The following is a 21899-nucleotide window of genomic DNA, read 5'->3' on the forward strand; positions in this document are numbered from 1 at the left end:
AGTTAAACAGTAATCCGGAAGATACCTATGAGAGAAGTGGCAAGCTTTAACAAAAAAATAAAACAGATAAAGGGTTCACTTCGAACATAGGAATCAACGGAAGCTTGCGCAGTAAAGCATTACGAATCACCAACAAAAACAAAATATACCATTTAGGCTCAAATCACGGTACAATACATCGAAAGATTATTTAAAATTCTAAAAAATATGAAACAGGAGATAAAACAAAAAGAGTCACCAGTTGTCAAAGAGAAGGAAAAACCGAGATTCGGAGTAAGAGATTTTATTGAATTTCTAAAAAACACCAAGACCATTATTGCCTTTTCTATTGCAATAATAAGTGGAAATGCAGTAAACGAACTTGTTTCGGCCCTTGTAAACGGAATTATTACACCCGCAATCGAACTTATAATTCCTAAGGGAGAATTTGAAACAATAACCGTTAAGATTGCAGAAAGTGAATTCCTAATCGGACAATTAATCTCGGCTGCTATTAACCTATTTATAATTCTTGTGCTTATATATATATTCGCAAAATTTGTCTCGAAAGATGACGATCTACTTAATCAAGCTGTTGTAAAAAAGGCAAAAGCAACTGTCAAAAAGACAAAATAATCTAACCGATCTAACCTAATAATGCTTATTGCGCACCCGGCACTTGGATACCTTGTCGGAGAAACCTACAAAAAAAAGAAAAAACTAAAGCTTAGCGACTCTCAAACCGTATTTTGGGTAGTATGGGCGGTAGTAACCGGAATCGGTCCCGACTGGGATTTTTTTCTTGCCCCGCTTACAGGCACTCCAGTGTTTCTGCACAGGCATATGTTTACTCATACCCCTGGATTTTGGATTATTTTAGGGTTAATTCTGCTTTTCACAATTAAGCTTTGGGGCGACAAGTTAACAAAATTAAAACTAATCATTAATCCCAAGCATGCAAAAGATCTAGTTTACGTACTTTTTATAAATGTATTTTTACATCTTTTCACCGACGTTATATCGGGTGCTATTCCCGTATTCTGGCCATTTTCTAACTCTGTTTACACTTTACTAGGAACGGTTCTACCCTACCGATACGACCGTTTGCCACAATTAACAAGTGTACTCATTGTAGCCGAACTGATTATTTGGGTCACTGCGGTTAAAATGTTTTTTACCCGAACACGTCGTGGAAACACGGTTGCTGGCAGTCGCACGACCCTGGTGACAGCCATTCTGGCCTTATTGCTCATATTTATACCCGTGTGCACATTAAGTATACTGACATATCGCCCCGCTCCTTTAAACATTGATTATGATCCCGATTACGATAAAGATAAAATAAAAAATACTGAAGATAACGATATTAATGGAAATGGACTATTAAATATATCGGAAATATACACAAACGAATATCACGAAAAACTTAAGATTGCCACTGAATTTACAGCAAACAGGACAACCCTAAGTCTTCCACAAGAACTTACAAAATATTCGCAGTATGGCACACTTTTTAATTTGATTCCCAACAATGAAACACTCGTTTCATACCTGCTTATGGAAGTAGGATTTTCAATAAAAAATGATATACTCCAAGACGCAATTATATATCCCGAAAGGTATGGAATTCCAACCAAAATCAATTCATATACCTATCCTGCAACTTATACTGTTGAAAACCTTTACACCTATATAAATACTTACAACAACATGCCAACAAAACTTGACACAGGAATAATTGTTTTTACAAAGGATATATACACCGAAGAGCTTCAGGTTTTTGTTATATATTCGGTCAACAATGCCTTAAGCGAAGTAACCGTATTAACCACTTCGGACGGTTGGACTCTGGAAAAGAGATTAATACAAGTATCAGAACTTGTCCCTTACTAAAAACCCAATATCGAACGAAGCTGCTCTATCGATCCATCAATTGCAGTATCTAACTTTTCCTTTTCATCAGGTTTAAAGGGTAGAAGCACATAATCCTCCGGTGAAATTTTATCTCGATCGGAACCTATCCTACTATCTACACCAAGTCGTACATGCATATAATCTGAACCCAGCATTGATCGCACAGACAAAACGCCCTTATGGGTTTTAGGACCAATTCCCTGTTGAAGTTTAACTTTGCCTAGTTCAATATCAAGATCATCAAAGACCAAAATAAGCTCTGTCGGAACATCCAATTGATACATATTTACAAGTGAGTTTACCGTTATCCCGCTTCGGTTCATAAAGGTGGTTGGTTTTACAAGGATATACTCAACCGTTGATCGTGTGTTTTCCTTTCTTACTAGACAAATATCGGCATCGAACTTACTTTTATGTGTCCAAGGACTTATTGAATATATATTGGTTTTTAGAAGTATATTGTATAACCTATCAACCCACATAAACCCCGCATTATGTCTGGTATTTTTGTATTTTTCGCCGGGATTTCCTAAGCCTACAAAAAGTTTCATTACAGATTACTAAACTAAACAATACCTAAATCATACCAAAATTGTCTATTGCTGGAAAGAAAAGTTTCTAAAAAATTCTGAACAGACTATAAGTGACCTCTGTTCCTTTGCTTTTTGGCAGCTGACCTTCTTCTGCGCTTACCCTTGGCCCAAATCTTTTCAATTTCGTGTTTCTTAACAGACTCCGGAGTATGATACATCTGTTTATGATAGATTTCGAGAGTGCGCTCTCTACTTACATCCTTTTGTAAAAGACTAAGTGCAGCATCCAATGCCTTGTTACTTTTTACGACAATCGCCATGACGTGTAATTAAAATTAAATCCAATTATTTTGAGCTTAATTATACTAAAGCTCCGCCTCTATTTCAAACATTTGCTGTCTTTGGGAGAACCTAATAATATCATTAATAATAAAAAGTCCGCTTACAATCATTAGAATAATAAATCCGATAGCCATTATTGTTTGTTGAGTTTTGTACGGAAGTTTCTTTTTAAATACGGCCTCAATCACATATAAAAGCAAATATCCGCCATCTAATGCAGGTAGTGGTAAAAGATTTACAAAAAACAAGTTTAGACTTATAAATGCCGCTAATTTAACAATTTCGATTACGTCTTGTTGCTTACTTACCTGTTCAACCGTTTGATATACAGCTACAGGACCGGTAAAAACGTCTGAAAGGATATTAAGCTGCTTTGATTCAACCGCAAAGGTAATTATTCTTGAAAGCATGCGAAGTTGATACGAAAGGTAGTTGGCTCCATGCAAAAATCCGGAGAAAATTCTGTCAAGTCCATTGTATGAAACCTTAATAAGCGAAACACCCAAAAGTTGAACTCCCATGTAGCCATCGTTACTAATGGTAAGTTCATATTCCGACTCATTTCCATCAAAATCACTTACTTTAACAGAAACCATCTGGTTAGGTCTTGCATTAACATATTCGGCAAGCTCATCTCCATTATTAAATGTTATTCCGTCAATTGAAACAACTATTCCCTGATCTATCATGCCAACAGCTTCTGCGGGATATTCTTCAGTTAAGCCACTATAAACAAGTCCCCGTTCCGACGTAATCTCTTGTGTTCCAAACAAAAATCCTTTTTCCGTTCCTAAAAATGAAAAATCAAAACTTTCTGAAAATCCACTTCTAAAAAGTACAATATAAAAAAGCAAGCCTGTTAAAAGAAAGTTGAAAATTGCCCCTCCGGCAACAACCAGGAATCTTTGCCAAACCGGTTTTGCACTAAAGCTATCTTTACCCTTTTGGGGTTCATCCTGACCGTAAATACTAACGTATCCTCCAAGTGGGATAAGATTCAGCATAAACTCGGTTTCACCAAATTTTTTCGACCAGAGTTTGGGACCAAAACCAATAGCAAACTGCTCAACCCTTATCTTGAAAAGCCTGGCAAACAAAAAATGTCCAAGTTCGTGGGCAACAATTAAAACACTAACTATTACAATAAACCATACAATTGCCATTTTACTTTACTCCCATTAAATCAGCTTCTTTTTGTTTCGTAAGTTCCTCTATTTTTGTAAGTCCGGTTTTTATCAATTTCTCGATATCTGCTTTAATTAGCTTTTCATCGTCTTCACTAATTTCACTTTCGGCAAGCTGATCTCGAACCCGGTCCATCATTTTATTGCGAAAGCCCCTAAGCTGCTGCCTGGTATCTTCTGCAAGTTCTTTAGTAGTTTTCACGTATTCTTTCCGACGTTCTTCCGTAAGTGGCGGAGCGGAAACATATAGGTTATTTCCATCAATTCTAATTGAGAAACCACGATCATCCTCGCGAATTGCTTTTTCTATTGCTTTTACTCCACTTGTATCCCACACTCTTATTACAAGCGTTGCTGCATCGGCAACCGAAACATTTCCAAGCTGATTAATACTCATTGTGGAATTATACATCTCTATGGTCAAGTTATCGAGAATCCCCGGCATAATACGTCCACTTCTTATAGCCGTAAATTCTGATTCCAGATGTTTTATTGCAGAATCAATTTTCTTTTGACCTTCTTCAACGGTTATTCCCCTAATCTCCATAACAAGAACCTCCTTACGTCAATTTTTTCACCGAATTTCACGGTGTTTTCATTTAGTATATCGCTAATTGTCTTTTCATCGTCCTTAAAATAAACTTGCGCAGTAAGACAGTTTTCCTTACAGAATGTGTCAAATTTACCCTTAACAATACCTTCTATAACGTTTTCGGGCTTACCCTGTGCCTTAAATTCTTCCGCCCACTCTTCCATAAGCTTTTTCTTCTCGGACTCGGGAAGACTCTCCGAAGAAACGTATTTGGGATTCATAGCCGCAACTTGCATTGCAATATCATGGGCAAGTTCTCTAAATTGCTCATTTGTAGCAACAGAATCGGTGGTACAGGTAAGTTCGACCAACGCAACAGTCTTGTGATCGGTTCCATGAACATAGGTGCCAATTACTCCGCTGCACGAAGTATTAACTTTTGATTCATCTACCGGCTTACCCCAACCACGCTCCTCAATAATTGCCAAAGCCTTTTCATAATTTTTATCTGCATCTTTAAAGGCAACCTTACAAAGTGCTAATTTTGCGCCTGTAGCATTAAAAAGTCTTACAATTACATCACTTCGTTTATTAACGTATTCAATTGCTTTTGATTCGTCTCCCTTTTCCGCTACCAAGGCTTCCTTACATATACCAAGTCCTGCCCCTGTCTTAGCTCGAAGTGCCTTTATTTGATCAATCGTTACTACCATTATGTTCAACTATAAATTTAAAATTAAAAATTTTCAACCTTTTTAAGAATCTTATCCACAGTTTTAGGTCCAATTCCGGTTATTTCTAAAAGTCCTGTTTTACCACGCTTTTTTATGTCGTCAATTGTTTTCACACCACCCGAAGACAAGATCTCAACTTCACGCTTGGTAAGTCCAACTTCATCAATTCCCTTTGCTTTCTTTTCAACCTTTTTTACAACACGTGTTGTAGTAACAGCCTTCTTGGGTGTCTTACTTGGTTTTAAAGATTCAGATGTTACGACCGCAGTAATTTTAGGAGCTGTACCTTCTTTTATCCGTCTGATTTTTTCGGCTTCGAGTTCACGCTGCTTCCTTTGCTCTTCTTTTAGTTCGTCGCCTTTAGCTGTAAGTTTGGCAATTTCGTCAGCTCTCACGGACCGTCTTGCTTGAATATCGCGAGCTGTAGGACTGTTTTTTACAATTTCAGCAACAAAATTAAGAAACAGTGTTACAGATTTTGTGGCATCGTCATTACCCGGGATAACAAAATCAAATTTTGATGGATTCGTGTTTGTGTCCACAAGTCCTATCGTTTTAATTCCAAGATTTGTAGCTTCCCTTAATGCGCTTTTCTCGATTTTTCCATCAATAATAATTATACATTCGGGTTTTTCCGTCATTAGACTTACTCCCTCATAAAGAAATTTCTTTCGAGAAAGTTCTTTTTTCATTTCTAAGATCTCTTTTTTAGTTCGATCAAGCATTCCCGATGCAATGTCTTCTTCAAGTTTCAAGGCGTCTTTTATGCATTTTCGCACAGTCGAAAAGTTTGTTAAAAGTCCGCCCGGCCATCTGTTTGAGACGTAAAACATGCCATTTTGAGAGGCAACTTCCTTGACCACGCCTGCTGCCTGTTTTTTGGTTCCAACAATTAATATGCTTCCTTTTTTTGAGCAATCAAACAACATGTCAATAAGTTCAGTTAGACATTCGTGTGTTTTGGAAAGATCAATTATATGAATTCCCTTTTTTGTTGTGTAAATATACTTTTTCATGCCGGGATGCCACTTTGCCGTTGTATGACCAAAGTGAAATCCAGCCTTGAAAAGCTCTTGAACTTGAGGAACTGTAACATTTGGTTTATCCATGATAAAACTCCTTTCTGCTTCGCCCGCTTAAAACCAACACAAGGAGTAAAAAAGCGGGTTGCTTTTTAAATAAATTGAGAGATAATAACAAAATATATACGGAAAATCAAGAAAGTCCTACTTAAGATTAAAATGTAGCTTTGCAACCTCGGACAACTTTTCCGCTCCAAACTTTTTTATAAATTGCTTACGTACTTCTTTTACTGCCGCAGATACCCCTTTGGGAAATGTTAATCCGTATTTTTCAGATAGTGCATCAATTTTTCTTACAAACTCAGCCCTCGCCACTATTGATGCAGCGGCAACCACAACATCTGACTCCCCCTTATGTTTTTGGATAATTTCAACTTTTCGTCCACGCTCCATAAGTACATTGTTTACCCTACTCTTATGTTTTGCAAATTGGTCAATTACTATTTGGTCACAGTTAACAGCCTTGTTACCTAGCAGATTTTCAATGACTCGGGAATGTCCCCAAGCCAGAATCTTGTTCACATTTTGTAGCTTATTATATAGCCGATTGTATGTGGATGGCCCAATAGCAACCGTATCAACAATACAAATTGTTTGGATTTCCAATGAAAGTTGAAGTATCTTTTTATCGGAAAGAGCCTTCGAGTCTTTAACACCCATAGATACAAGTTTGCCAATATCATTGGACCCCGCATAAACACCACCTACAACCAAAGGTCCGAACAGATCACCTTTCCCCGATTCATCAACCCCTATCTTATTAAGCCCCGATGCCTTTATTTCTGTTTCTAATAATTGGTTTAATTTACTTTGTAGATCTGATTCTTTACCTTGAATAACAACTGAATATGTATCGCCTTTTATATAAACATTAAGAACAAGGGTTACAGAACCTTTAGTCAATTTATATGACACTCCGAACGGAATACTTTTGACATCAACCGATGCAAGGGTATCAAGTTTATCTTCTATAATTTCCCATTCAACTCTATTCAGTTTTATACTTTTTACCATTGCCATTTTGTTAACTTACACATCCATTCTATTTAAAAGCGCCTTCTGGATCGTATTACTGTCTGCATATTGTAGATCGGCCCCGGTAGGAAGTCCCTGTGCTAGTTTTGACACGGAATATCCCTTTATTTGTTTTTTAGAAATCTCTTTAAGGGCGTAGTTTATTGTTGCCTCACCGTTTAATGATGGGGTAAACGCAAAGATAATCTCAACACTATTGGCAGTCATAACTGCTTTTTCAATGCGTTTAGCAAGCTCATCAAATAAAAGTTCATCGGGACCTACCCCGTTTGCAGGATCAATAATTCCACCCAAAACAAAGTAGTAACCATTATAAATTCCGGTCTTTTCTATTGCTAAGACATCGAGATAATTTTCAACTACACAAAGAAGTGTTTTATCTCTTGACGTACTTGCACATATTGAACAAGGATCAGACGAAGCCTTATTAAAGCAAATCTTACAGGTTACAGTATTGTTAACCATTTCCTTAAGGTACTCAGCAAGCCTTATTGCCTCTTCTTTAGGGGCCCTAAGATAAAAATACGCGAAACGTTCAGCCGTTTTTTCACCAACACCGGGAAGTCGTTTTAATTGTTCTACTGTTTTTCTAATTACATCGATACTCATTGATTACATCCCCATCATTCCCTTAAGCTGATCCATATCAAATGAGCTTGCCATTGTTTTTTGAAGCTTTTTAGTGTAATCCCTAAAGGCCTCTTTTATGCACTTTTTAACATCATCTGCACTGGTTTTTGACAGCCATTCGTCATTTATAAACACGTCTTCAAGCTCCTGGGCTGCATTCATATAAAATTTTATCATTCTGTTTTTTGATTCGCCAACAAGTTTTTGTTCCTGCATTTTCTTTTGCATGGTTTTAGCTTCTTTTCGAAGCTTCATAAGATCAGAGACATTACTAAAGACATTCATTGAAGGATATGTAAATTTACTGTAGGATGATTCTCACATGCAAAGCGCTAAATGTCAAGAAGGATTGTAATTTATATGACATCTTTAAAAATGTCTTCAACTTCCGAAACGATATCATTGGCAGAGACAGCTTGTGTAATTTCCGGATTGTCCTCATTATTTGTTTCATGATCTGACGAAGGCTTTGCAACTGTTTGAGCTAAAATTGTGCACCAAATCTGAGGTCTTATCTTAAACACCTGCTCAAATGCATTTTGAATTGCATCCTTGCTTTGAGCCGAGGTAATACGCTCTTTATGGAAAGCAAACGCAACCTGAAGTTTTAATACATTGTCTTTTAGACCCTTTATTGTTGCCTGCTTTAGGAACGCATACAAATGACCGTTGTAACTTTTAACATTTTCAACGACCTCAGACCATTTCGCCTCAATCTTTTTGACGGGAAGGTCAACCCCTTCTATTTTTCCTTCGGGTTCTGCTTGACTTAATACCTTTTCAGGATTTTTTACCTCGGTATTGTCATTAGCCTTGTTGACGGACTTTGTTTTTTCTTCCTTGATATTGGATTCCCGGTTGACATTCTCTTCGATGTCTTCTTTGACACTTTCGGATGTTTTCTCAATCATTTGTGCAAGCTCTGCAATTACAAGTTCAAGTGGCAACGTAGGAATGGGTGTATTTCTAAGTTCACGTTCGGCCTCAATAAAAAGCTTTATGACCCTAAGTAGATCAATGTCCGAGAGTTTTACAAGGAATTTATATTCACCGCCATCGTATGCAGGATTTATTGTTAACTTGACAATTACATCTTTAAGTACACCTACAACGGCATAAGCAAATTGGCTTAGACTAACACCTTTTCCATAAACCTCGGTTAACATGTCAATTGCTTTTTGGTACTTTCCGTTAAAAATATTTTCTAAGAAATAATATACCATTGTATCGTCGGGCAAACCTAGAGATCTCCTAACAAAATCCTCAGAAATAATGTCGACCGAAGAGCCTGTCAAGACTACATCGAGCAACGAAAGCGCATCACGATAACTACCTTTTGCACTGTTCACAATTAGTGAAATTCCAGAAGGATCTATTTCACGAGTTTCACTTTTTATAACTGCTTCAATTAATGAGTTAAGCTGTTCATCGGAACCAAGATGGAAGTCATATCGCTGACATCGTGAAAGAATCGTTGGCGGGAGCTTATAAACCTCGGTAGTCGCCAACACAAAGATTACATGAGCCGGTGGCTCTTCCAATGTTTTTAGAAGTGCGTTAAATGCCTCATTTGTAAGCATATGAACCTCATCGATAATGTATATTTTGTATTTACCCTGTGTTGGCTGATACGAAACTCGCTCCTTAAGTTGACGGATCTGATCAATGCCCCTGTTTGATGCAGCATCAATCTCGACAAGGTCATAAAAATTTCCTGCATTTACAGCCAAGCAATTTGTACATTTGTTGCAAGGATTGCCGTCTTTACCCAGGTCGGTACAATTTAATGCTTTGGCTAAAATTCTAGCAGTTGAAGTTTTACCCAGTCCACGGGGTCCCACCAAAAGGTATGCATGGGATATCTTATTATTGATAATTGCAGTTTTTAAAAGCTCGGAAATATGTTCCTGACCAATGAGCTCATCGAAGGTTTGAGATCTATATTTTCGGTAAAGTACAGACATGAGTTATGGCATAAGCTAAACAGCTTATTATGTGCGGTAAGTACAAGATTGTCAAATGCAAAGAGATCTTAATACCCAACAACTTATCCAATAAGGGATTTAGCCTATTAATCACCCGTGACGTACACCTACGGTGAACAAATGTCGCGGTCAATATCATGTTCTATGTTAAGATTTACCCGAAAAGTATTGACAATTACCGTGTATAATGATAGGCTGATGGTAATATCTTAATTAACTGCCTTACAATATATGTTCAAACTTGCTAAGAGGCACAATCGCCTTATGAAAGGCTTTGTGTTTCTTATAGTTGGCACTCTTGCAACTATAACCCTTGCACAACTGTTTATCCGCCCAGTTGAAGCTGCGCCGTTTACAGTATTCTCAATTAGACCCTCGAGAATTGCCGTAAGTCAAACGGACGTAAACTTTTTGATAAAAGCAGACGCAGTAACGACAGCGACAGAGGACTCAGTGAGAGTTACTTTTGGTACCGGATTTACAGTTGACACAACGGCTTCAAATGTTACGGTGTCAACAACGGATATTACAAGCTGGGACTCAGCTTGTACTAATGCATGGCCAGGAATCGGATCTGCCGCAACAGGTGTATCCGGACAGGCTGTATCCTTCGCCTCAGGCGACCTGACTGTTGGTCAAACCTACTGTTTTATAATTACAGCCGGTATTGACAATCCTGCAACAGCAGGAAACTATAGTGTCGGTGTTGAAACAATTGCTTCTACGGTTGTTCAAGACTCCGGAGTTATGATTCTTCCTATTGTCGATGACGTTGGCGGAAACCCCGGCGACGAGGTTCATATTACTGCAGAAGTAGGTTCATTTGTACGATGCAGCGTAACTACAACAGCCGGAACAGATAACGACATTAATCTTGGTACCCTTACTTACGGTACTGTAACAACATCCGGTGGTGCCGACGAAATTCAAATCCAGGGATCAACCAATGCAGCCCAGGGAATGGTTTGGTACTACAGAAGTGATGCTGCCAATAACGGTTTATATTCAACCACGGCAACCGACTTACTAGACGGTTCGGATGCAGAAAGAACAATTTCTGCTACAACAACTAGTTGTTCTGCTACAACACCTTGTTTTGGTATTTACTTTAACGGAACAAGTTCAGCAGGAACCGGTGCCTTTAGTCCGGACGCTACATTCAATGGTGGAACAGTAACAACTGACGTTGGACCACTTACAACAGCAATCTACGGAACACCAATTGGAAACAGTGGTGGAGCCGAATGTTCACAGGTTGTTGCTCATTACAATGTGAACGCAACGGCTGCAGAAGATACTGTCGCAGCAACTGACTATGCCGAGGTCTTGATCTTTACTTGTAAAGCAGACTTATAATTGACATAGAAAGTAGTGCTTGGTAGACTTAGCATAGAAATTTATTTTTTTGCCTACCAACATGAAGAAGTTGCTTTCGACGTTTACTCTGATAGCTATAATCCTCGCCCCAGTCATGGGGCGAGGATTTCCCGTTTTTGCCTCAGGTACCCCGGTAAATGAACAAGGTATTGTGGCAAGTCCAACTCATATACTTGAAGATTTATCACCCGGTCAGACAAAGGTGCAAGAATTCAAGATTACAAATCATCTCTCGTATCCACAGTCATTTAGAATGGAAAGTCGACAGATCAGTATTGATACTAATGGCAATCCTTATGTTCCGGAAGGAACCGAAGTTACACCTGCAAAGCTAGAGTCCGATGGATACATAGCAATCTCACCCAAAGAATTTTATCTTGAAATTGGGGAAAGCGTCTTGGTAACAGTACAAATAACACTTCCAATTGATTCAAATCCAACCGGATATTATCTGGAACTTGCAGTTACACCAAGTTCACCACAATTATCAGATGACACCATGCTTGGTGGATACGAAGAAATAGCAATCCCTATTGCACTAAATTATACGGGCGAATCTGAGGAGATTTTTCGTAATATCTTAATAAACTCCTTTCGTGTAGAAAATCCAAATCACAATTTTTATACACGATTAATGAAATCCTTCTTCAAAGACAATTCACAAATTGAAGTTTTCGAATATCTCCCGGCCAACTTCATAACCCATTTAGTTAACGATGGAAATCAACACGTTGTTGTAACCGGTCAAATATTTATCTCAAAAGACCCTGATTTTAAAAATCCAATTACCCTTGACCTAAACCCCGGAAACAAAGTAGTATTTATGAGCGGTGGTCGATATTTTACAAACACCTGGGACGACTCATTTATCGTAATTGACGACTCCGGCAATACTCAATTGGACTGGTCAAAATTTAAAGACTTTAGATTTGGTAAATACTATGCACAGCTTAATGTAATCTGGGATAAAGGCATAACTGATGAGATTAAAAGCTTTACAACCTCTACCATAACATTTTATGTTATACCAATAAGGTTAATACTCATGATAATTGGAATAATTTTACTTATCGGTCTTATTCTCTTTGGACTTTTCAAACTTGGTAGAATATCTGCAAAGTCCTCAAAAGACAAAAAGCCCACTACAAATGATAACAATGCAAAAAGAACTTAAAACAATAAGACTTACAGTAACCATAATTGGTCTTATTGTTTTTATCTCCGGTTTAATATTTTCCATAGATTTTGCACCGATATTTGCTGACGAAAAGCCTAACGAGACCATAACCTTATACCCAACATTAAGTGATTTAGAGGTAATCCAAGGTTCAACAAAAGAAATTGATTTATTCATAAAAAATGACACAAATTTAGAAACTAGCTTTAAAATATACCCGGCGGAGATTGACATTAATAGATATATTGAATCAAATGAACTTGTTCTTCTGGAAGATTCCGAAATATCATCCTGGATAAAAACACCAGACTCTATTACTGTATCCCCAACCGAAACGGCAAATATCAAATGTACTATATCAGTGCCACCCAATACATTTCAAAAGACATATTTTCCCGTTGTGGTTTTTGAACAATTGCAATCAAATGACCCGGAATCACTGCAAGTTAGTATTGAGCAAACCAATGGTCAAGCTGTAAACGCCAAAATCATCACCTACATATATCTTACTGTTTTAGACTCAGCTGAATCAAGAATTGAGAGTCTACAAATCACGTCATTTACAACCGAAAAACAAATTACCTGGGAACGTAAAAACAAGTTTATTGTCGAATATAAAAATAATGGGGTAATAATATCAAAACCTAGAGGATTTATTGAATTAACTGTAACACCAGGAAGATTAATTCTTGACACAGATATTGTGATAAACGATAAATTCAATTATATGTTACCACAACTAACAAGGCAGGAAGAATTAACATGGCAACACGAATCAGTAATTGGGTCAATACTACCGTTAATTAAGATTAATTCATCGGCAAAACTTTTCTCAACGGACGGAATCTTGGTGTCCGAAAAAGAAATATCATTCTGGTATATAGACATTACAAAGCTTATCTTCTGGCTACTTGGGATTATTGGGATATTTTGCTTATTATACCGATTAAAGCTCGCCCGCAATCGTAAAAAATAAAGTGTCTGAATAATCAGAAGCTGCCGTATTTGTCTCGTCTATTCGAGCCTTAACCTCTACCCCTGCCCTTCCATTGTACAGTGGTTCATAAGAAGATGAGTAAATCGCCCTTGAGTAGATATCATTTATTAATCCACCTACATTGTCACCTGTACCACCGTACGGAGATAAAGGAATAATTGGACCCAATGCACCCTGATCAGTGCTAAAACTTCTTAATCCATATCCGGAATTGTTTGACAAATCGGTAGTTAGCGACAAGATAATAGACGAAGTACCCGAACTGTACAAACCTTCATTCTGATCACGAACAAACACTTGTACTCCATCTGTCATATTTGTTCCCAAATCAATCCATATTTTATCAACCGAGGTCACAACACTCCCGTAAAATATTGTTCCAAGATCAACTAAATATGGAGGGCTTGATTCAACACTAGAGCTTGTACCTATGTCTATATCAAATACAATTGACGGGTATCCGGTAGTTGCACTAATAGCCGGTCCGGGTGCAGACTCAGTATAATTACCGTCGAGTGCAACGGCCCTTAAATAATAGGTTTCACCGTAAGAAAGCCCTACTACATTAAAAAGCAAACTATTCCATGAATTTAGGGTTTTAAAATCATTTACTACGGTTATCGATCCGGGGGATTTTAAAGTATATGTAGATCCATCAACATACATATAAGACCCCCAATTAACATCTGTAGATATTTGTACTGCGTAAAGCGTATCTGTTGCATTATTTTGGGCATTAAGCTCGAAATGTGCCCTGTCATAACACCCACCATTTCCACAAACCCCAAGCATCCCGTTTGAAGACACCGAAGTATGTGTACAAGTTGTTGTTCCACCGGTAGTATCAGTCTCAAAACAATCAATCGTTGGTACATTTGCAGTCCACACATACATTGAACCAAACCCAAGTTTATATGAAGAACTTGAGAGCTTTTCGGAATTTAGATTGTCACCTATTGCAATCATTACTCGATAATCCTCTAAACCTTCACTATGCTGATCCACACCGCCCGCAGTTCCAACCGTTATGCCTTCTATTTTGTAGGTAGATCCGGGATCATCAGAATAAAGATCATCCGCAAATACAAAACCCAACGGCAGATTTACCCAAAGCATAACAACGAAGGCTCCAACCGCAATTAATTTTGTACTCGTTTTAAGGAATTTGTTCATCTGTTTTAGACAATTGAAATCTATTATTTACCAAGATCCACTGCTTCCACCACCAAAACCGCCGCCGCTAAATCCGCCGCTAAATCCGCTTCTACCTGATGCAGCATGAGAACCTTGCGTATTTGGAGCACCGTAAGCAACACTAACCATTCTACTATTCATACTCGAAAGTGAACTCATTAAGTAGTATGAGTTAAAGCCAACACGATCGTATGTGGAATACCATTCGGGTGGTTCTCTGTATATATCCTCGAACTCTTCGGCCCACTTATTCTCGAGCCCAAATACCATTGCATATGGAAGTAATGTCTCAAAAATTTTTATTTTTTCTTTCTCGTCGATTTTGTCGTGAAACTTAATTCGTTCTTTTTCAGCTATATTTATATACATTTTAAGCCCCAATGCCTCACCGTACTTCTCTGTACCAAGTTTCGTTCGTTTTCCCATAAATAGTCCGAATATAATTATAATAATTCCGGAAATAATGCCACCAATTACGTAAGATGTTCCCCCTGTAATTACTGTAAATACAACCCAGCAAAATCCTACAAACATAAGCCCCAAGACTATAAACATTACAACTCGGCTAATAGGATTACCAATAAAGTATTTATTATTAACAGTTGTTTGGGCTACTTCCGATTTGGCAGAATTAACACTAAGATAAAACTTGTCAGTTAGATCTTTGTCGGAAATTTCGAGCTTTTCACCGTCATTTCCAAACAAACCCTTTAGTATTTTCTGCTCGTACGTAAAAAGTACTTCCCAATCTTTTGCGGACTTTAGGTTATGGAATTTGTACTCTCGCTTGGCAACCTGCTCTATTTTGACAAAACCTCGTATTGCTAAATCTATTATTGTTGCCGAGACATCCTTATTATTTAGACTCATTTTGGATATAAAAGCAGCAATCATTGGCGTCATACCATCGGTTGGTCTATACTGGGGAATCACGTTTGTAGGTTTTAAGTCCTTCCCCCAAAGCAACCAGACAACAAACATTAGAACAAAAATTGGAATAGGCATACAAAATCCCAAGTTGGGTAATATGAAATTCCAGAAGAAGTCAAAAATACCGGGTTTGCCAAGTGAATCTTTGGGATAAGCAACTACAATGGCATATCCCTCAAACGGGGTAAGTGATCTTGTGAGGTAAACCGTAAGTTCACCTGTTTTAGATACATTCATATCACAGTCAGTTCGATCAGAACCGTATGCACCTGTATAACAAGAGTATTTTAACGGTTTTTCGTTTTCGTGGTGTTTAATTACTGTTTTTGAGTTTATCGTTGCATTTTCGGCTCCGGTACCAATAACGTTCCAATAAAGCTCATCGGTATCTTTGAACTGTTTGACTGCATGAGTCACTACGTAGTCAAGATGATATTTGTAGACACCATCAATGAGGACATCCGGGTCACCAATTTTTATTTGAAACTCGTTATATGTTTTCTTAAGAGTATAGTTTGTACAGAACGACTTTGCATTATCTCTGCCAAACTCCTGGTAACAAACATTTTGGAATTTTATTGCTACGTTCTTTGTTATTCCCCAATCTGTATTATACCTGTATGGAAGATGGAAAAATATTCCATGCCTATGTACCGGAAAATAGACATAGACATCACGGGAAACAGTGAATTTGCCATCCCCTATGAACGTAATTTCGTTCTCGTCATAAAGAAAAGTTACATCGTTATAATCGGAAAGATCGTATTCCTCTCCCGCAATAATTATTATTTCGTTATTACCGTCAGAAAAAGCACTGGTTGTACTTACAAATGAATAAAATACCGATACAAAACCTACCACAAAAATAGTAATGAAACCCAAAATTTGTTTAATTCTACCAAACATATACAGCTCCTATTACGCTATTAACACAAGAACCCGCTTCCATATTGGGTAGATATGGATATAAAATTACAAGTCTTTTTTGTGTAGTGGTTCCGGTTAAGACGAAATTTTCAACGGTTTCATCTATGAGAACACTAGTATCAAACTCGCCTTCCTCTAAACAGCCAATTGGAAGTCGGTTAGAATTGTTTACGCCGGAAACAGTTTCAAGCCATGCGTGAAAATTCTCTTCGTGAAACTTATCAATAATCAAATAAACAACTCCTGATTCGGTAACAAAATGCCCATCAATAATACTTCGAGACATATTCTCGGTACCTTTTAATACTGAAACGTCGCTTGCAAGCTTATTCGAAATAGATTCAAGTGTAGTAATTCGCTGCAAAAGATTTTCATCGCTTCCGGAAATATTAACCTTATCCTCGAGTGTAACCAACCGAGTATCAAGTACAACAATTGCCTTGAACAGTCCTTCAAGTTGCATTGCACTAACAATCATTACAAGAATCATAATAATCTGACCCGCAAGTATGAAAATAACAGACACACGACTTGCCTGAATCCGATTAATAAGTGCAGTAAATTTGCTCATTTATTCTAGAAACTAATTTTAACATTTTCCTTTTCCTCTTCTGAAGCTTCGAAAAATGCTCTTGGCTTAAATCCAAGCATTCCTGCAACTAAATTTGCAGGAAAAACTGAAAGACCTTCGTTATATTCTTTAACGGATCCGTTATAGAATCTTCTGGACTTTTGGATATCTTCCTCTAAAAGAGAAAGCTTGTTCTGGAGATCAAGAAAGCCTTGATTAGCTTTAAGATCAGGATAATTTTCGGCCACTGCAAAAAGTGTTTTTAATGTGTTTGTAAGTTGATTCTCAGCCTTGATTTTCTCGTCAAAGTTGGATGCATTCATCGCTGCATTCCTAAACTTTACAACATTCTCAAGAGTTTCTTTTTCATGTTTTGCATAACCTTTAACAATTTCAACAAGGTTTGGAATCATGTCATATCGCTTTTTGAGGAAGGTCTCAATATCCGACTGAGCCTCATCTACTAAAAGCCTTTTCTTAACTAGTCCATTGTAAAGCCCAATTCCCCAGGCAATGATTCCGACAATAAGGACACCGCCAATGCCCAAACACCCGATTAACAGAATAACGGGTAATGTTAATGCTGACATCTTTGTAAAAAGATAAATTTATATTGCACTTTACAATGGTAACACAGATAAAAAATCGCTGCAATTATTTAAGAATAACGGTTAACTCCCCTTCAATGCTTAGTCCGTTATAACCTTCCTGAGAATTAGTTTCACCCCAGAAATTAAACTCTATATGATCAATATTGTTAAATTCGGGATTGATATAAAAAACATAATCAATAATATAATCTCCGCTTTGGTAAACAGAATAACCATAGCCATTATTGGGAAAATATGTCGGATAAGTAATACCATGCCCGTGAGCCTCACTAACAATAAATAAATCCTGACCGAATTGATTATTCCAATCGGTATTTGCGTTGTCAATCAATCCACCAAGCGTAGTAACAAACCAACAAACACCAAAAGCAAAACCTTTACTTGTTTCTACATATCCGTTTTCCGGAACGAAAAAGAATAGTTTGTCGCGGATGAGTGAAATCTGATTGTCCGGATAAACGTTCGAATATTTAGACATAAATGCATTAAGTCCGGCAACCGCATTATCGTACTTACCCTCATAGAAATCTGTTTCAGCTAATGGCAAGCTTATGGAATATGTGAAGTTAACGGGAGTATCTTCTTTTTCTGCTGATTCAGTTGGATCTATTGAAGGTTGGTCTATATTATTCCCCAAACGCTTTAAAAAATGGGGGTAATTAACCCTCTGATCACGAAAAACGATAAAAGTTCCAATGCCCAGAACAGATATAACTACCATCGCTATGAAAAGCTTGGTAGAGTTTTGTGATTTCATTAAATATTAAGAAAGTGAATAAAAGAGGTTGTGGCCACTACAACTGTCGTGACCACAACAATAAACTTTTTAACTACTTAAGATCAACCTTACCACCGGCTTCCTCAACCTTTGCCTTTATTGCGGCTGCTTCATCCTTGGTGACCTCTTCTTTAATAACTGCACCGGGACCTTTTTCAACAAGATTCTTAGCTTCTACCAGTCCAAGTTCAGCGATCTCTCGAACTGCCTTTATTACATTTATCTTGTTGGCACCAACATCAGCAAGAACAACATTGAAGGTTGTTTTCTCCTCTTCGGGTTCGGCGGCCACAGGAGCAGCAGCAACTGCCACAGGAGCAGCAGCACTCACGCCAAACTTCTCTTCCATCTCGGAGACAAGATCAGCAAGCTCCAAAACGCTCATTCCCTCGACGAGTTCGAGCACCTTCTTTTGGTTTTCATTTAGTTTTGCCATTGTAAATATAAATAAATTAATTTATTTTTAATTTGCTTGTTTTTTCTCACCATATGCTTTTACTACCTGTACAAAGCTCTTGGCCACACCGCTGGAAACAGTAATGAATCCACGCACGGGTCCGACCATTACACTTAGTACCTGTCCCAAGAGCTGATCCCTTGTTGGAAGTTTTGCAAGTCTATCAATGTCTGTTGCTTCTATTATTTCGTTATCCAGAATTCCCTTTTGAGGAACAATTACTTCTGCATATTCTTTATGTCTAGTTTTAAACTCATCGACTAGTTTAGTTGGTATTACGGCATCTTCGAAGGCAAAAACAGCCCCTACTTGCCCAATAAGATCAACAAATTTTCCTTCACCAAATACTTCGTCAACTGCTAGCTTAAAAATATTATTCTTAACCATTTTAAATGAAGCATTATTTTGCTTTAGTTCTTTCTTGATTTCGGTAATGTCGTTAGCGGCAACGCCCTTTGCAGAAAACAAGTATACTGCTTTAACCTTTTTTAGTTCCTCAATATAACTCTTAAGCATATTCTGCTTTTTTGTCTTAGTAATCATAAAATAGTTGTCCTAAACTTAACCTTTTTGAAAATTAATCCTTCTCGAGAGGCTTTACGTTTTGTATAAACAACCTCTTTTCTTCGAAGAATACGTATTTATACAGCATTAATGTAGCAATGTCAAGCCAAAAATGCTTCACAAACCGGGACAAAAGTGATACGATGCACTTATTAAGCTAAAAACTACAGAATATGGATACCGTCACAATTTACGGGGTTAGCTTACCTTTCGAGCTTATTCTGCTTCTTACATATGTTCCTTTACTTATAACCCTTGTTGCAACTATACGTTATGTACTCGGAATCAAGACATTTGGAGTATATGCGCCAATTGTTCTTAGTTTTGCTTATTACTATCTGGAGTCAGATCACTCTTCGTCAACCGGATTAAAATATGGAATACTATTAACCGGAATAATTATTATTTCCGCAACAATTTTCCATAACCTTATCTCAAAACTGCGAATGCATTACTTAACAAAGATCTCCTTGATTTATACCGGCGTTGTACTTGGACTTATTCTTATCACCGGACTTCTTTCAAGATTTTACCCCGGAAGGCTTCCAAGATTAATTCCACTGCCAATACTAATGATTGCTACAATAACCGATCGATTTGTTGCTTATCAAATTAAAAAAGGTTTTAAAACTACCCTTATTCTTACCCTTGAGAGTGTATTAATTGGTGTATTAGGATATGTCTTATTAAAGTGGGGATTCTTAAGCACTTTGCTTACAACTCATCCGGAAATCCTCATTCTTGTTTTTGTTTATAACCTTATTCTTGGTCAATACACAGGTTTTAGATTAACCGAGTTTTTAAGATTTGGCGATGTATTCTCCGAAGAAGAGGAAGAAGAAGAGCGCGAAGAAGAATAATCTTTTATACTAGACCATGAGCCAAATCCTAAAAGTCATTACCGGACAAAAAATAAACCCTGTACTTGGACTCAACAGGCGAAATCAATTATATATTCGTCCAAACAATCCTAAGCGAGCCAAACGAATTGCAGACAGTAAACTTCTGTGTAAACGAATTCTCTCAAAAGAAGGTCTGCCCGTTGCCAAGACCTATAAGGTCATATATGCCAAGAATCAGCTTTCAATGATTAATTGGGATACACTTCCCAAAAGTTTCGTGATTAAGCCAAACGAAGGTACCGGCGGAAGTGGAATAATTGTGTTCTTCGGAAAGAAAAAAGGCCGAACCGAGTGGATCAGATCCAACGGTTCAATAATGACTGTCACCCAAATAAAGCAACACATCGAAGACATTATTGACGGTAGATATTCCATGGGTAGTAAAAAGGATGTTGCAATCCTGGAAGAACGAATTATTAATCATCCAACGTTGAAACAGTTTTCTTATAAAGGTATTCCCGATATACGTGTGATTATATTTAATAAAGTACCGGTTATGTCAATGGTTAGACTCCCTACGAAAGCATCAGATGGGAAAGGAAACGTACATGCAGGTGCAATTGCCGTTGGAATCGATATTGCTACAGGAATTACTACACATGCAATAGTAAACAAAAAGTTTTCCTTACTTGACTACACCCAGGATGAGATTGATCGAATGGTTGATGAACCTTACCTTCCACTTCGAGGTATTCAAATTCCCTTTTGGAACAAAATACTCACAATCGCAGTAAAAACTCAAGTTGCCTCAGGACTTGGATACATAGGAACCGACATTGCACTCGATAAATTTAAAGGTCCAATGGTACTTGAACTTAATGCACGCCCAGGACTTGCTATTCAAATAGCAAACAAGGCCGGACTTGCCGATAGACTAAGACGTATAGAGGGACTTAAAACTACATCCATAGAACAAGGTATCTCAACAGCTAAAGCACTCTTTGGAGGTGAGGTAGAAGAGGCACTTGAATCGATCAGTGGAAAACAAATTGTTGCCCCGATTGAAGACGTAACGATTTTTGGTGCCGATAAAATTATAAAAACAAAGAAGAAGCGAAAGGAAATACTTGTTCAGTCCAAAACAACAGTAAAAGCTCGTATAGACACAGGTGAATTTGTCTCACAACTTGATACAAACTTACTTAAAAAAATTGGGCTTGATTCAGTAACTTCTGACTTCGACCAGATTACCGGAAACTCCGAAGCCGAACTAAAGGAAAAGGCCGACAAATTAATGAAAAAGTACACAGATAACGAATTTATTCATGACTATGAAATCACAAAAAAACTAACAGTTAAACCAATTGTAAGCCTTAGAGTAACACTGGAAGACTTTGATCAACAGATTGAATTCAGATTAAGAGATGGAAATAGTCTAACCTATCCAGTAGTTCTAGGTCGAAAAGACCTTAAAAATGTGCTGATTGACCCAAGTAGAACAATATCAGGAACATAATTTATTTA

General features: G+C 37.6%; 24 protein-coding genes. 7 read left to right on the plus strand and 17 right to left on the minus strand.

The window, feature by feature from the left end; all coding sequences use genetic code 11:
- Nucleotides 1-207 precede the first annotated feature (207 nt).
- A complete protein-coding gene (locus JW962_01420; protein MBN1373978.1) occupies nt 208-615 on the plus strand; it encodes an MscL family protein in 408 nt (135 codons plus the stop codon).
- Nucleotides 616-636: 21 nt separating this feature from the next.
- On the plus strand, nt 637-1872 hold the full coding sequence (locus tag JW962_01425) for a metal-dependent hydrolase (GenBank protein MBN1373979.1): 1236 nt from the start codon (nt 637-639) through the stop codon (nt 1870-1872).
- Here JW962_01425 and JW962_01430 read toward each other — a convergent pair.
- The 10 genes from JW962_01430 to dnaX all read right to left on the minus strand — a co-directional run bounded on the left by JW962_01430 (nt 1869) and on the right by dnaX (nt 9929).
- Nucleotides 1869-2444, minus strand: a complete 576-nt coding sequence (locus JW962_01430) for an aminoacyl-tRNA hydrolase (protein ID MBN1373980.1) — start codon at nt 2442-2444, stop codon at nt 1869-1871. The genes JW962_01425 and JW962_01430 overlap by 4 nt on opposite strands.
- An 86-nt stretch (nt 2445-2530) precedes the next feature.
- Nucleotides 2531-2746: a hypothetical protein gene (locus tag JW962_01435; GenBank protein MBN1373981.1), complete on the minus strand. Its 216-nt coding sequence runs from the start codon at nt 2744-2746 to the stop codon at nt 2531-2533.
- A gap of 45 nt (nt 2747-2791) precedes the next feature.
- The gene (locus tag JW962_01440) at nt 2792-3931 is read right to left on the minus strand and encodes a site-2 protease family protein (GenBank protein MBN1373982.1); all 1140 of its coding nucleotides are present in this window, start codon (nt 3929-3931) and stop codon (nt 2792-2794) included.
- Between the two features lies 1 nt (nt 3932).
- Nucleotides 3933-4499 (minus strand): ribosome recycling factor, encoded by a 567-nt coding sequence (gene frr / locus JW962_01445; GenBank protein ID MBN1373983.1) that lies wholly within the window; start codon nt 4497-4499, stop codon nt 3933-3935.
- Entirely contained in the window at nt 4481-5197 is a 717-nt protein-coding gene (gene tsf / locus JW962_01450; protein MBN1373984.1) for an elongation factor Ts, read from the minus strand. The genes frr and tsf overlap by 19 nt, the downstream gene beginning before the upstream one ends.
- A 23-nt stretch (nt 5198-5220) precedes the next feature.
- Nucleotides 5221-6327, minus strand: coding sequence for a 30S ribosomal protein S2 (rpsB, locus tag JW962_01455; GenBank protein ID MBN1373985.1), 1107 nt, complete (start codon nt 6325-6327; stop codon nt 5221-5223).
- Between the two features lie 117 nt (nt 6328-6444).
- Nucleotides 6445-7314, minus strand: coding sequence for a ribonuclease HIII (gene rnhC / locus JW962_01460; protein ID MBN1373986.1), 870 nt, complete (start codon nt 7312-7314; stop codon nt 6445-6447).
- A 15-nt stretch (nt 7315-7329) separates the two neighbouring features.
- Entirely contained in the window at nt 7330-7944 is a 615-nt protein-coding gene (recR, locus tag JW962_01465; protein MBN1373987.1) for a recombination protein RecR, read from the minus strand.
- A gap of 3 nt (nt 7945-7947) precedes the next feature.
- Nucleotides 7948-8250 carry a YbaB/EbfC family nucleoid-associated protein gene (locus JW962_01470; protein ID MBN1373988.1) on the minus strand — a complete coding sequence of 101 codons (303 nt, stop codon included), beginning with the start codon at nt 8248-8250 and terminating at the stop codon, nt 7948-7950.
- 71 nt (nt 8251-8321) lie between these two features.
- Entirely contained in the window at nt 8322-9929 is a 1608-nt protein-coding gene (gene dnaX / locus JW962_01475; GenBank protein ID MBN1373989.1) for a DNA polymerase III subunit gamma/tau, read from the minus strand.
- 252 nt (nt 9930-10181) lie between these two features.
- Here dnaX and JW962_01480 point away from each other — a divergent pair, with 252 nt between their 5' ends.
- The 3 genes from JW962_01480 to JW962_01490 all read left to right on the plus strand — a co-directional run bounded on the left by JW962_01480 (nt 10182) and on the right by JW962_01490 (nt 13480).
- The gene (locus JW962_01480) at nt 10182-11306 is read left to right on the plus strand and encodes a hypothetical protein (protein ID MBN1373990.1); all 1125 of its coding nucleotides are present in this window, start codon (nt 10182-10184) and stop codon (nt 11304-11306) included.
- A gap of 115 nt (nt 11307-11421) precedes the next feature.
- On the plus strand, nt 11422-12501 hold the full coding sequence (locus JW962_01485; GenBank protein ID MBN1373991.1) for a hypothetical protein: 1080 nt from the start codon (nt 11422-11424) through the stop codon (nt 12499-12501).
- Nucleotides 12485-13480: a hypothetical protein gene (locus JW962_01490; GenBank protein ID MBN1373992.1), complete on the plus strand. Its 996-nt coding sequence runs from the start codon at nt 12485-12487 to the stop codon at nt 13478-13480. Before JW962_01485 ends, JW962_01490 begins: the two co-directional genes overlap by 17 nt.
- Here JW962_01490 and JW962_01495 read toward each other — a convergent pair.
- The 7 genes from JW962_01495 to JW962_01525 all read right to left on the minus strand — a co-directional run bounded on the left by JW962_01495 (nt 13451) and on the right by JW962_01525 (nt 19512).
- On the minus strand, nt 13451-14674 hold the full coding sequence (locus tag JW962_01495; GenBank protein ID MBN1373993.1) for a hypothetical protein: 1224 nt from the start codon (nt 14672-14674) through the stop codon (nt 13451-13453). The genes JW962_01490 and JW962_01495 overlap by 30 nt on opposite strands.
- A 27-nt stretch (nt 14675-14701) precedes the next feature.
- A complete protein-coding gene (locus JW962_01500) occupies nt 14702-16531 on the minus strand; it encodes a DUF2207 domain-containing protein (protein MBN1373994.1) in 1830 nt (609 codons plus the stop codon).
- Nucleotides 16521-17123 carry a hypothetical protein gene (locus tag JW962_01505; GenBank protein ID MBN1373995.1) on the minus strand — a complete coding sequence of 201 codons (603 nt, stop codon included), beginning with the start codon at nt 17121-17123 and terminating at the stop codon, nt 16521-16523. The genes JW962_01500 and JW962_01505 overlap by 11 nt, the downstream gene beginning before the upstream one ends.
- A gap of 5 nt (nt 17124-17128) precedes the next feature.
- Nucleotides 17129-17713, minus strand: a complete 585-nt coding sequence (locus JW962_01510; GenBank protein MBN1373996.1) for a LemA family protein — start codon at nt 17711-17713, stop codon at nt 17129-17131.
- Nucleotides 17714-17777: 64 nt separating this feature from the next.
- Complete coding sequence (locus JW962_01515; protein MBN1373997.1) at nt 17778-18491, minus strand: hypothetical protein; 714 nt, start codon at nt 18489-18491, stop codon at nt 17778-17780.
- 73 nt (nt 18492-18564) lie between these two features.
- Nucleotides 18565-18948: a 50S ribosomal protein L7/L12 gene (rplL, locus tag JW962_01520; protein ID MBN1373998.1), complete on the minus strand. Its 384-nt coding sequence runs from the start codon at nt 18946-18948 to the stop codon at nt 18565-18567.
- Nucleotides 18949-18975: 27 nt separating this feature from the next.
- Nucleotides 18976-19512, minus strand: a complete 537-nt coding sequence (locus tag JW962_01525) for a 50S ribosomal protein L10 (GenBank protein MBN1373999.1) — start codon at nt 19510-19512, stop codon at nt 18976-18978.
- A 194-nt stretch (nt 19513-19706) separates the two neighbouring features.
- Here JW962_01525 and JW962_01530 point away from each other — a divergent pair, with 194 nt between their 5' ends.
- Nucleotides 19707-20393, plus strand: a complete 687-nt coding sequence (locus JW962_01530; protein MBN1374000.1) for a hypothetical protein — start codon at nt 19707-19709, stop codon at nt 20391-20393.
- A gap of 16 nt (nt 20394-20409) precedes the next feature.
- A complete protein-coding gene (locus JW962_01535) occupies nt 20410-21891 on the plus strand; it encodes an ATP-dependent zinc protease (GenBank protein MBN1374001.1) in 1482 nt (493 codons plus the stop codon).
- Nucleotides 21892-21899 lie beyond the last annotated feature (8 nt).

The sequence above is a fragment of the Candidatus Dojkabacteria bacterium genome, assembly GCA_016927995.1.
Taxonomy (GTDB): Bacteria; Patescibacteriota; Dojkabacteria; order JAFGLO01; family JAFGLO01; genus JAFGLO01.

Bases quoted from the DNA above. Each gene is read 5' to 3' on its own strand.
- JW962_01420 (MBN1373978.1), top strand. From the start codon at position 208: ATGAAACAGGAGATAAAACAAAAAGAGTCACCAGTTGTCAAAGAGAAG.
- JW962_01425 (MBN1373979.1), top strand. From the start codon at position 637: ATGCTTATTGCGCACCCGGCACTTGGATACCTTGTCGGAGAAACCTAC.
- JW962_01430 (MBN1373980.1), bottom strand. From the start codon at position 2,444: ATGAAACTTTTTGTAGGCTTAGGAAATCCCGGCGAAAAATACAAAAAT.
- JW962_01435 (MBN1373981.1), bottom strand. From the start codon at position 2,746: ATGGCGATTGTCGTAAAAAGTAACAAGGCATTGGATGCTGCACTTAGT.
- JW962_01440 (MBN1373982.1), bottom strand. From the start codon at position 3,931: ATGGCAATTGTATGGTTTATTGTAATAGTTAGTGTTTTAATTGTTGCC.
- frr (MBN1373983.1), bottom strand. From the start codon at position 4,499: ATGGAGATTAGGGGAATAACCGTTGAAGAAGGTCAAAAGAAAATTGAT.
- tsf (MBN1373984.1), bottom strand. From the start codon at position 5,197: ATGGTAGTAACGATTGATCAAATAAAGGCACTTCGAGCTAAGACAGGG.
- rpsB (MBN1373985.1), bottom strand. From the start codon at position 6,327: ATGGATAAACCAAATGTTACAGTTCCTCAAGTTCAAGAGCTTTTCAAG.
- rnhC (MBN1373986.1), bottom strand. From the start codon at position 7,314: ATGGTAAAAAGTATAAAACTGAATAGAGTTGAATGGGAAATTATAGAA.
- recR (MBN1373987.1), bottom strand. From the start codon at position 7,944: ATGAGTATCGATGTAATTAGAAAAACAGTAGAACAATTAAAACGACTT.
- JW962_01470 (MBN1373988.1), bottom strand. From the start codon at position 8,250: ATGAATGTCTTTAGTAATGTCTCTGATCTTATGAAGCTTCGAAAAGAA.
- dnaX (MBN1373989.1), bottom strand. From the start codon at position 9,929: ATGTCTGTACTTTACCGAAAATATAGATCTCAAACCTTCGATGAGCTC.
- JW962_01480 (MBN1373990.1), top strand. From the start codon at position 10,182: ATGTTCAAACTTGCTAAGAGGCACAATCGCCTTATGAAAGGCTTTGTG.
- JW962_01485 (MBN1373991.1), top strand. From the start codon at position 11,422: ATGGGGCGAGGATTTCCCGTTTTTGCCTCAGGTACCCCGGTAAATGAA.
- JW962_01490 (MBN1373992.1), top strand. From the start codon at position 12,485: ATGCAAAAAGAACTTAAAACAATAAGACTTACAGTAACCATAATTGGT.
- JW962_01495 (MBN1373993.1), bottom strand. From the start codon at position 14,674: ATGAACAAATTCCTTAAAACGAGTACAAAATTAATTGCGGTTGGAGCC.
- JW962_01500 (MBN1373994.1), bottom strand. From the start codon at position 16,531: ATGTTTGGTAGAATTAAACAAATTTTGGGTTTCATTACTATTTTTGTG.
- JW962_01505 (MBN1373995.1), bottom strand. From the start codon at position 17,123: ATGAGCAAATTTACTGCACTTATTAATCGGATTCAGGCAAGTCGTGTG.
- JW962_01510 (MBN1373996.1), bottom strand. From the start codon at position 17,713: ATGTCAGCATTAACATTACCCGTTATTCTGTTAATCGGGTGTTTGGGC.
- JW962_01515 (MBN1373997.1), bottom strand. From the start codon at position 18,491: ATGAAATCACAAAACTCTACCAAGCTTTTCATAGCGATGGTAGTTATA.
- rplL (MBN1373998.1), bottom strand. From the start codon at position 18,948: ATGGCAAAACTAAATGAAAACCAAAAGAAGGTGCTCGAACTCGTCGAG.
- JW962_01525 (MBN1373999.1), bottom strand. From the start codon at position 19,512: ATGATTACTAAGACAAAAAAGCAGAATATGCTTAAGAGTTATATTGAG.
- JW962_01530 (MBN1374000.1), top strand. From the start codon at position 19,707: ATGGATACCGTCACAATTTACGGGGTTAGCTTACCTTTCGAGCTTATT.
- JW962_01535 (MBN1374001.1), top strand. From the start codon at position 20,410: ATGAGCCAAATCCTAAAAGTCATTACCGGACAAAAAATAAACCCTGTA.